Source organism: Pseudomonas sp. (assembly GCF_036404235.1).
GTDB lineage: Bacteria > Pseudomonadota > Gammaproteobacteria > Pseudomonadales > Pseudomonadaceae > Aquipseudomonas.
The window spans coordinates 1-3,989 of the sequence record NZ_DASWOT010000090.1; the positions used below are offsets into that span (position 1 = coordinate 1).

4 protein-coding genes and 1 pseudogene are annotated in these 3,989 nt (G+C 54.7%); 4 read left to right on the forward strand and 1 reads right to left on the reverse strand.

Translation table 11 applies throughout. The features are described 5' to 3' along the window. The coding region (locus VGC62_RS10955; protein WP_331187100.1) for a phosphotransferase at positions 1-1,020 on the reverse strand (1,020 nt) is incomplete at its 3' end. Between the two features lie 242 nt (positions 1,021-1,262). On the opposite strand from VGC62_RS10955, the gene VGC62_RS10960 reads away from it, so the two are divergent. From VGC62_RS10960 to VGC62_RS10975, 4 genes and pseudogenes are all read left to right on the forward strand, one after another. Continuing rightward, the gene (locus VGC62_RS10960) at positions 1,263-1,673 is read left to right on the forward strand and encodes a PAAR domain-containing protein (protein WP_331187101.1); all 411 of its coding nucleotides are present in this window, start codon (positions 1,263-1,265) and stop codon (positions 1,671-1,673) included. Next, on the forward strand, positions 1,670-2,209 hold the full coding sequence (locus VGC62_RS10965) for a PAAR domain-containing protein (RefSeq protein WP_331187102.1): 540 nt from the start codon (positions 1,670-1,672) through the stop codon (positions 2,207-2,209). The genes VGC62_RS10960 and VGC62_RS10965 overlap by 4 nt, the downstream gene beginning before the upstream one ends. A gap of 66 nt (positions 2,210-2,275) precedes the next feature. Continuing rightward, entirely contained in the window at positions 2,276-3,427 is a 1,152-nt protein-coding gene (locus VGC62_RS10970) for a DUF2515 family protein (protein ID WP_331187103.1), read from the forward strand. Next, positions 3,424-3,846 (forward strand): annotated as a pseudogene (locus VGC62_RS10975) (hypothetical protein); the annotation flags it as partial. The gene VGC62_RS10970 and the pseudogene VGC62_RS10975, both read left to right, overlap by 4 nt. Positions 3,847-3,989: the final 143 nt, after the last annotated feature.

Consider the following 3,989-nt stretch of genomic DNA (forward strand, 5'->3'; position numbering starts at 1 on the left):
TTCCATCAACGCCATGGGCACTGAAGTCGCGACGTCGAAGATGTTCCACTCGCTCTGCAGATTCGCCTGAATGTAAGCGTTGTCGGGGTCGATACTGGCTTGCTGTTCACTGCTCAGCACCAAAACCGCCGAGCGGGCGACGATCAACGGCCACAAAGCCTGTAGTTCTTCACGTTGCAGCGGATTGATTGCCTGATAAGCCTCAATGGCCGCAAGGATATACAGCGGATCGCCCTCAGCGTGATGCAGCAACGCCGCACAGGTCACAGATAAATCGGCGACACGCCAAGTGCTGACCAGGTCGCCGAAATCGATCAACCCTTGGAGTTGCCACTGACGGTGCGCATTTTTGGCCCAGACAACGTTGTATTCAGTAATGTCCAGGTGGATCGCCTGCACCGGCAGCGCCGGGATCAACGGCAGCAACCGCGCGTGTGCCTGTTCGGCGGCTTGGGCGATGCACGCACGCTCATCGGCCTTCTTAAGGATCGGTAACAGATGCTTGATCAGCGCACTGGCGTGGCGCGGGTCCCATTGCAGGATGCGATCAAGGCCTGCGTGTTTGAAACCTGCCAGCGCGAGATCGACCTGAGCGCACAGCACGGCCAGTGTGATCACTACATCGCGGCTCAGATGGCCCACATGGGCAATCGACTGGCCCTCGATAAACTCCAGCAACCGAATGTGTACCGCCTGACCATCGACCTCAAGCGACAATAAATCCTCACCGTTATTGGCCGGTATCACCGCAGGCACCCGAACCTGCGAACGACCGCCCAAGTGACGCAGCGCCGCGTGCTGCGCGTGCAACTCCAGTGGCGAATACGTGCCATGGCACACCTTGAGCAGGTAACGCTCGCCGCCCTCGTCTTCCAGCAGAAAGTTTTGATCCTGCTGGCTACCCAACGCCTTGACCGACCCGTGCAGCCCGTAGTGCAGCACCAGCCATTGCAGTGCTTGCTCAGCACTGATTTGTGGCGAAGGGAGGCTGGCGCGGCGGATCAGCGTAGTGATTGGCATGGCAGGGCCTTTCAGGTTTGTAATTTTCCTATGACGCCACTTCGGCGTTCGCCACGCAAGTGCAAACAGCTAATGCCCTGTATGACGGATGAAAGCACTGTACTCAAAATCGATAAAAGCGCTGACGGCGCAAAACTGAACGGCGGAGATTTTTCCTACAGCATATAGAGGATTTGACGACTGTTTTGCCGCTGCCTCTCCGGCATAAGGTCTGCAACTCCTACATCAACGTAAAAAACCTCATGACCTATACACGCGAACATGCTCAGGCGCTTATCGACAAACACAACGTCGAGAATGCTGACCGAACACTGAAAGATATCCATCTTCTGGCAACAAAAGGCGGCAAGACAGAAAAAGGTGGCGAAATCAAAACTGCCTCCAGTGAGATTAATGTCGATGGTCACGACATCGCCTGCGTGGGGGATATTGTGTGTTACCCCGACGGTTCTCAAACCACCATAGTTTCGGGGGCCGGGTTTGCCATGGCTTATATGGGCAGGCCCATAGCAATCCTCGGCAGTGCTACAGAGAACGGGGACATCGTTACAACGACGCTACAAAACAGCTTTTTAATTCAAGAGCGGGTTGATGAACCCATACTCGGTCTCTTTGAACCTGGGTATATCGCGCCCAGGCATCCGCACCCATGAAAATCCTCGGATGGATTCGCGAAGGTGATCAGGCAGCCTGCGGCGGTACTGTTGCCGAAGGCTTTCCAACAACCATCAGTCATGGCCGTCCATTGACGTATCAGCATGCAAGGATGGCTTGCATGAAAGGATGCGTCATTGCCGAGGCCACGCCTGGCTTTACGCTTCCGAACGGGCGACCAGTGCCGCACCACGGGCATGTGACCAGTGGTGGCTGCCCTCTTATTTCAACGCTGAATGATATTCACGGCAAATATAACGAAGGGGCAAAGGAAGCCTTCTCTGCCTTCGAGCCTGACTCAGCGGGTAACTGGACGGCGGGTCGGCCTACGCCATCGGTGCGTGACAAAAAACCTGATTACTACCTCGTGCTGAAGAGCGCCCATCACCCAACGTCGACTCGCAATTCTCGATATCGAGTAACCCTCAATACCGGCCAAATCATTGAAGGCCGAACCGACGAAGTGGGGAACATGCTTCATGCCCTTTCAGATGAAAGCGTAGTGGTAAGCATAGAACTCGATCCAAAACGATAAAGGCATACCCCCATTAATGGCCGATACCACGGTTGCGGGGTGGCGGCACTCGATCAGGAGTTCTCCATGACGTCATGTTTCAAAGATCAAGAATGCGACAAACAGATTTTGAACAAAAACACTCGACCTGTTTCGGCGTGTAAAAGTTACACCGGCGACGTGAATGGACAATCAAGGAAAATCATTGAAGTCCCCATACTGACCTGCGAATGCCTTTGGGCGTATTACCAACAAGAAGCTGAAGAGATCGTTGCGCCTGGCGGGGTACTTATTGCCGACCCGGTGGCACGCAATAGCGCCATCAATGCAGCCTACGCCAGGCTCTGGCTTCATGATTCACGCTTTCAATGGGCAGGCCTGGCAGCTTTCGCGTCCAAGCAGGTGGGGTGCGGGCTGATGCATGCGTCGGGCTTGATTGACAATATCCGCAAGGAAAAAACCGCCCAGCAAAACCTGCGGGATCTCAGAAGGCGCTACGGCCTGTTCACCACCAGCAAAATGCAAGAACAGGTCGAGGCGATGGAAGCTTACAAGCAAGCCGATGCCAACAACCCGGTGCCGTCCGTGGATATTCACTTTGCAGGCGAGCCTCTGTCACTGATGCAACAGCAGTTCCAGCACGTGAACGACATGCTGGCGCTGGGTAATACCTCACTTTTCCTGGACATATTCCCGCTGCATGCGTTTTACGCCAAGCGTGGGTTTAAGGAGTTGGAAACGTGTTTGGAGAAACGAGCGAATATTCATGGTGATCCTGATTTCTCGGTGCTGTGGCCGGTGGATCAAGAAAAACTTCCTTTTGGACAATACCGAGACGAAATACTGCAAGCATTCGCGGCCATAGAGTCGGGGGATATTGCTAAAAGCGTGGAAAAGTTCGCCTGGCATGAACAAAAAAACATCCTGCAACCGGCTATCTACGAGGATTGGCACCTGGCCGCGCTGCTGCGCAGCAACCATGTTTCCTATGTCACGGGTTTTCCTTCCGGGGTTGCCGAAGCCATCGAACTGACCCTGGCCAGTCAATGTCGCCGCGTCGATGATGGTCGCACGCTTGGCTTCAGCACTAACCTCCTGGCTGATCTCTCGGACTTAAAACAACGTATGGCTTTTGTCCTGCGGGCGGCCAAGCGATTCGATGAAATGCTGCACGATAACAATCGCCCACTGCTTGAACAGTCCATCCGCGACATTGCCGCTGGCAACGGTGTCCGATGAACATTCGACAAACCCTGCAAGGGCGCAGGCGCAAGTGGCTCCTGTTACTGGCGATACTGGCTGTGTTCGGATTGGTGCGCCTATGCATTGACGCCTTCTCCGTCGACCCGGAAATTGCCTTGATCATCGGTGAGCCCTGGGAAGACATGCGCCAGCGCTCCACGGCCGATATCGACCCGGCCATACGAGGACATTATTGGGGGCACTTCCCTAAAACCGATGCGCGCCTGCGCCTGGTAGACCCGCAATACGGCTTTACCACGCCCTTGGCCAAGTTTTTCGCTGTTAGTTTTGACAGTGAAAGCGTGGGCAGCATCCGTATGTCACCGCAGATCGAACCCCTACTGCTGGATGATGCACTCAACGTCGTTTTGGATTTGCAGAGTCAATGGCGTCGTAATGGCTGGATACCCATCAGGCGCCTAACAGCTTGTTGAAATTCGCCGTTGGTGCAACTGGCCTGGCGGAGATCGTTTTACCATAAGGCCTCACTCGATTTGTCGGAGTCATGGGATGCGCGGAGCGGACGTCACTCAGGAAGCGTTATTCACCGTGGCCAAGC

Excerpts from the sequence above, each read along its gene's own strand:
- VGC62_RS10960 (WP_331187101.1), top strand. The coding sequence starts at position 1,263 with ATGACCTATACACGCGAACATGCTCAGGCGCTTATCGACAAACACAAC.
- VGC62_RS10965 (WP_331187102.1), top strand. The coding sequence starts at position 1,670 with ATGAAAATCCTCGGATGGATTCGCGAAGGTGATCAGGCAGCCTGCGGC.
- VGC62_RS10970 (WP_331187103.1), top strand. The coding sequence starts at position 2,276 with ATGACGTCATGTTTCAAAGATCAAGAATGCGACAAACAGATTTTGAAC.